This window comes from Mesorhizobium sp. M7A.F.Ca.CA.004.06.1.1 (assembly GCF_003999135.1).
Lineage (GTDB): Bacteria > Pseudomonadota > Alphaproteobacteria > Rhizobiales > Rhizobiaceae > Mesorhizobium.
The window spans coordinates 1-5,321 of the sequence record NZ_RZPQ01000404.1; the positions used below are offsets into that span (position 1 = coordinate 1).

Sequence of the window (5,321 nt, forward strand, 5' to 3'; positions counted from 1 at the left end):
ATGTGCAGCTTGCCCGGCAAAGGCCGGATGCGCACGATCGCCTGCAGGGTATAACCGAGCGCCAGCGGATCGATCTCGACAGTGAACGCTCGGATGACGCCGCGCTCCTCGAGCCGTCGCAGCCGCTCCGAAACGCTTGGCGACGACAGCCCGACCTGGGCGGCCAGTTCCTTCAGCGAGGTCCGTGCATCCTTGACCAGGATTTCAAGGAGATTTCGGTCGAGATCGTCCAGCATCTTTTTCTTTCCCCGATAGTTTGGAGTTTTCTCCTAATATAATTAGGCCAACCGGCCATACGCCCTTTCCAATCAGATGGAAAGCTTCGCGGCAGCATGAGATTATGGCGGCTCAACCGATATGGAGGTTTGTTGTGAACGAAACGGTGCGCGGCACGGTCGAAATGTCAGCCGCAATGGCCATCCTGGGAACGATCGGATGGTTCGTCGTCCTGTCCGGCCAGCCGATCATGGATGTGGTGTTCTGGCGTTGCGCTTTCGGTGCGCTGACGCTGCTCATCATCTGCGCCGGGCTGGGATTGCTGCGCAACAGGCTGTCGCTGCGCATCATCGGCATCGCCGCGCTCGGCGGCGTCGCCATCGTCGTCAACTGGCTGCTGCTGTTCAGCGCATTCTCGCGCGCGTCGATCTCGATCGCCACCGCTGTCTACAACACGCAGCCTTTCATGCTGGTCGGCTTCGGTGCGCTTTTCTTCGCCGAGCGGCTGACCCTGACCAAGCTGACCTGGCTGGCCATCGCCTTCGCCGGCATGGTTCTGATCGTGCAGTCGGCTCCCGATGCCGGCGATATCGGCACGGATTATTTCACCGGCATCGTCATGGCGTTGGGCGCGGCTTTCTTCTGGGCCGTCGCCGCCATCGTCACCAAGAAGCTCAAGGGCACGCCGCCGCACCTCATCGCGCTGATCCAGGTCTGCGTCGGCGTCGTCATGCTGGCGCCTTTCGCCAATCTTGCAGAGCTTCCGGCCGATGCCTGGAGCTGGACCATGCTGGCGACGCTCGGCATCGTCCATACCGGCCTGATGTACATACTGATGTACGGCGCCATCCAGAAGCTGCCGACGCATCTGCAGGGATCGCTGTCCTTCATCTATCCGGTCGTCGCCATCCTGGTCGATGTCGTCGCCTTCGGCCATCGGCTGCATCTGAGTCAGGTCGTCGGCGCCACCGCCATCCTGATCGCCGCCGCCGGCATGAATCTCGGCTGGACGCTGTGGAAGGGCAAACCGCCCGTGGCGAGCCCGCACCCGATCAAATGAAGCGCCCCGCCGGATGCCCGGCGGGTCAAACATCGCGATCCCGGCTGCCCGCCTGTTCAAAGCGGGCACTTTGCTCTATGCCGCAATCCAACCATCTTCGCCCGGCATAGGCGAAACGCGGGACCCGAAGAACCATGAATGAAGCAACGCCCCCCAATCGCTGTCGCATCGTGCTGATCGCGCCGTCCGGCGTGCCGGCGGCCCGTATTGTCGCGGCATTCGATGGCGGCGATGTCGCTTCGCTGATCCTGCCCGAGAACGGCATGGATGAAGCCTCCTTTCAGGCTTTCGCCGAACAGATCGTGCCGGCAGCGCAAGCCGCCGGCGTTGCTGTCATCATCGCCGGCGACACCCGCATAGCCGGCCGCGTCCAGGCCGACGGCATCCATGTCGAGGTCTCCAAGGCCGAACTTGCCGAGACGATCGAGCATTTCCAGGCAAAGATGATGGTCGGCACCGGCGGCGCCAAGACACGTGACGACGCGCTCGAGCTTGGCGAGACGCGGCCAGACTACATCTTCTTCGGCCGCTTCGGTTACGACAACAAGCCCGAACCGCACCCGCGCAACCTGTCGCTCGGCGCATGGTGGGCGGACATGATCCAGATCCCTTGCATCGTCATGGCCGGATCCGACATCGCCTCGGTCGAAGCGGTGGGCGCCACCGGCGCTGAATTCGTGGCGCTGTCGAGCGCCGTGTTTGCCGACGGCACCGATCCCAGGACAGCGGTCGCCACCGCCAACGCGCTGCTCGACGAGACCGCGCCGCGCTTCGAGGACTGAAATGTCCTCGGCGACGCTTCCCCTCCAGGCTCTGCTTGCGGTGCTGATGGTCCAGGCTGCCGCCGCGGAGACCATCCCCCTGCCGCAGCCCAAGCCGGAAATCGGCGTCCACACCGACAAGCCGATCGACAAGCCGTTGCCGCAGCCCGCTACCACGGCCGAGCCCGCGCCGCTGCCGTCGGCCGACACGGTCAATCCCGACCGCTTCGGCGCAAAACCCGCCGACGCGGCCTATGGCGCCTTCCAGCGCGGTCTCTACAAGACAGCTTACAATCTGGCATTGGTCCGGGCGCAAAACGGCGATCCGGCGGCGCAGACCTTGGTGGCCGAGATCCTGTCGCGGGGGCTCGGTGTGCCGGTCAATTCGGCGCAAGCGGCGAAATGGTACGCGCTGGCCGCCGAACAGGGTGTGCCGGAATCGCAGTTCCAGTATGCGCTGATGCTGCTCGACGGCCGCTACGTCAAAAAGGATGGAAAAGAGGCCTACGCCTTGATGCAGGCCGCCGCCGAAGCCGGCAACCGGCTGGCGCAATTCAATTTCGCGCAGATGCTGGTCCAGCAGGACCCCGGCGACGCCGGCATGGCCAAGGCGGTTTCCTACTATGAGCGCGCCGCCGCGACCGGCCTCGCGGACGCGCAATATGCAATGTCGCAGATCTACGCCAACGGTGTCGGTGGCAAGCCACGTGACGACGCCCAGGCAAGGCGCCTGCTGGCGCAGGCCGCAAGGCAGAACTACGACACCGCGCAGATCGATCTCGCCGCCTGGATGATCGAAGGCCGCGGCGGTGCGCGCGACCTGAAATCCGCCTTCGGCTGGATGAAGCAGGCGGCGGAGGGCGGCAATGTCGCCGCCCAGAACCGCCTGGCCAAGCTCTATATGCAAGGCATCGGCACTGATCCGGACCTTGTGCTTGCCGGCGCCTGGTACGTCGTCGCCCGCCGTGCCGGCCTCATCGACCCACAGATGGACGACTTCCTGCAGGGGCTGGACGACGACCAGACCAAGCAGGCGCTGCAGAAGGCCAACCGGCTGCCTTGACGGCGGTTCTCGCGGTCATCGCAAGTGTAACCTCGGCTCCCCTCGCCTGGCACCGACCTGCCCGCTCCCTTGCCTCTTCTGGCGATTTGTGGTCTTGGGAGCCCGAAATCGCTTTCCCAGCGAACATCCATACCGACGGCGTGGCCGTTGGCATCATTCCGGATCATCTCATCATGGCCAAGATCAATGGCAACGAAATCCGTCCCGGCTATGTCATCGAGCATGATGGCGGGCTTTGGGTGGCGGTCAGGACCAACACCGTCAAGCCCGGCAAGGGCGGCGCCTACAATCAGGTCGAACTGAAGAACCTCATCAACGGCACCAAGCTCAACGAGCGCTTCCGCTCGGCCGAGACCGTCGAACAGATCCGGCTCGACCTGAAGGATTTTTCCTTCCTTTACGCGCAGGAAGACGCACTGGTGTTCATGGACACCCAGAGCTACGAGCAGCTCGAATTGAACAAGGACTTCGTCGGCGATCGCGCCGCCTTCCTGCAGGACGGCATGATGGTGACGGTCCAGCTCTACGAAGAGCGGCCGATCGGCATTTCGCTGCCCGACTATGTGACGCTGACCATCACCGAGGCCGACCCGGTGGTGAAGGGTCAGACGGCGGCATCGTCCTACAAGCCGGCGATCCTGGAGAACGGCATCCGCGTCCTGGTGCCGCCCTTCATCGGCGCCGGCGAGCGCATCATCGTCGACACCAACGAAATCACTTACGTGCGCCGCGCCGACTGACGCATGTCGCCCAGAAGTGGCCGGGTTCCGGGTCACCGACATGCATCGAGGCAGAATTTAAAGCGCAGCACCGGGAAAAAGCACTATGGCACGCTCAGCCCTTCTCAACGTCATGGTCCAGGCCGCAATGAAGGCCGGCCGCTCGCTGTCGCGCGACTTCGGCGAGGTGCAGAACCTGCAGGTCTCGATGAAGGGCCCCGGCGATTATGTCAGCCAGGCCGACCGCAAGGCAGAGGACATCGTCTTTGCCGAATTGTCCAAGGCTCGGCCCGGCTATTCCTTCCTGATGGAAGAGCGCGGCGTGGTTGAAGGCGACGACGGCCAGCATCGCTGGATCGTCGACCCGCTCGACGGCACCACCAATTTCCTGCACGGCATTCCGCTCTTTGCCGTTTCGATCGCGCTGGAGCGCCAGGGCCAGATCGTCGCCGGCGTCATCTACAATCCGGCGATGGACGAACTCTACACCTGCGAACGCGGGGGCGGCGCCTTCATGAACGACCGCCGCTTGCGCGTCGCCGGCCGCATCAAGCTGGTCGACACCGTGATCGGCTGCGGCATGCCGCATCTCGGCCGCGGCCACCACGGCAATTTCCTGGTCGAACTGCGCAATGTCATGGCCGAGGTTTCCGGCGTCCGCCGCCTCGGCTCCGCATCGCTCGATCTCGCCTATGTCGCCGCCGGCCGCATGGATGGCTTCTGGGAAACCGGCCTGTCGGCCTGGGACATCGCCGCCGGGCTGCTTTTGATCCGCGAGGCGGGCGGCTTCGTCTCCGACATGGATGGCGGCCAGGACATGCTCGACAACGGCTCGGTCGTCGCCGGCAACGAGATCATCCAGCGCGCTTTGCTGAAGGTCGTGAAGAAGCCGCTCTCCTCCCGCTGACAGCCACGCCGCGCTGATGCGCCGCAGTCGCAAAACCGCAATGGAAGCTTGAAATACTGCCCGGCATGCGCCCAAATTGAAGGGCGCGGTGCAGGAACCCGGCTTAGTGAGAGACAACCAACCCTACCCCGATATCCCGTTCATCGGACGCTGGCACTATTCGCGTGCCGAGATGATCGCAGACGGTATCGTCCACGCGGTCGGCATCGTGCTGGCGATCGCGGCAGGGTCGGCACTGCTGGCGCTGGCGGCGTTTCGTGTCGGACCTGGCGAATACATCGCCGCCGCCTTCTACGTGGTTTCGCTGCTCACCGTGCTCTCGGTGTCGATGACCTACAATCTGTGGCCGGTGTCGTCGCCGGCAAAATGGGTGTTGCGGCGTTTCGACCACGCCGCGATCTATCTGCTGATCGCCGCGACCTATACGCCTTTCCTGGCGCAGCTCGAAGGCTCGCCGCTGGCGCGCTGGATGATCGTGCTGGTCTGGGCCGCGGCAGTGCTGGGTATTGCCATCAAGGTGTTCTTTCCCGGCCGTTTCGACCGGCTGGCGATCGGTTTCTATCTCGCCATCGGCTGGAGCGGCATCATCCTGGTC

The 5,321-nt window shown here is 64.0% G+C and carries 7 protein-coding genes; 6 read left to right on the forward strand and 1 reads right to left on the reverse strand.

From position 1 onward, the window contains the following. Positions 1–236 (reverse strand): winged helix-turn-helix transcriptional regulator (locus EN906_RS21750; protein ID WP_127375356.1); only part of this gene is annotated, 236 nt, incomplete at its 3' end. 134 nt (positions 237–370) lie between these two features. On the opposite strand from EN906_RS21750, the gene EN906_RS21755 reads away from it, so the two are divergent. From EN906_RS21755 to EN906_RS21780, 6 genes are all read left to right on the forward strand, one after another. After that, positions 371–1,276 carry a DMT family transporter gene (locus EN906_RS21755; RefSeq protein WP_127268482.1) on the forward strand — a complete coding sequence of 302 codons (906 nt, stop codon included), beginning with the start codon at positions 371–373 and terminating at the stop codon, positions 1,274–1,276. 134 nt (positions 1,277–1,410) lie between these two features. Continuing rightward, positions 1,411–2,058: a thiamine phosphate synthase gene (locus EN906_RS21760; protein ID WP_127272276.1), complete on the forward strand. Its 648-nt coding sequence runs from the start codon at positions 1,411–1,413 to the stop codon at positions 2,056–2,058. A gap of 1 nt (position 2,059) precedes the next feature. Further along, positions 2,060–3,100, forward strand: a complete 1,041-nt coding sequence (locus EN906_RS21765; RefSeq protein ID WP_127270840.1) for a tetratricopeptide repeat protein — start codon at positions 2,060–2,062, stop codon at positions 3,098–3,100. A 173-nt stretch (positions 3,101–3,273) separates the two neighbouring features. Next, on the forward strand, positions 3,274–3,840 hold the full coding sequence (efp, locus tag EN906_RS21770) for an elongation factor P (RefSeq protein WP_013529127.1): 567 nt from the start codon (positions 3,274–3,276) through the stop codon (positions 3,838–3,840). Positions 3,841–3,925: 85 nt separating this feature from the next. Continuing rightward, on the forward strand, positions 3,926–4,726 hold the full coding sequence (locus EN906_RS21775; RefSeq protein ID WP_013529126.1) for an inositol monophosphatase family protein: 801 nt from the start codon (positions 3,926–3,928) through the stop codon (positions 4,724–4,726). Positions 4,727–4,832: 106 nt separating this feature from the next. Next, a partial coding sequence (locus EN906_RS21780; RefSeq protein WP_164773331.1) for a hemolysin III family protein occupies positions 4,833–5,321 on the forward strand: 489 nt, incomplete at its 3' end.

Excerpts from the sequence above, each read along its gene's own strand:
- EN906_RS21760 (WP_127272276.1), top strand. The coding sequence starts at position 1,411 with ATGAATGAAGCAACGCCCCCCAATCGCTGTCGCATCGTGCTGATCGCG.
- EN906_RS21765 (WP_127270840.1), top strand. The coding sequence starts at position 2,060 with ATGTCCTCGGCGACGCTTCCCCTCCAGGCTCTGCTTGCGGTGCTGATG.
- efp (WP_013529127.1), top strand. The coding sequence starts at position 3,274 with ATGGCCAAGATCAATGGCAACGAAATCCGTCCCGGCTATGTCATCGAG.
- EN906_RS21775 (WP_013529126.1), top strand. The coding sequence starts at position 3,926 with ATGGCACGCTCAGCCCTTCTCAACGTCATGGTCCAGGCCGCAATGAAG.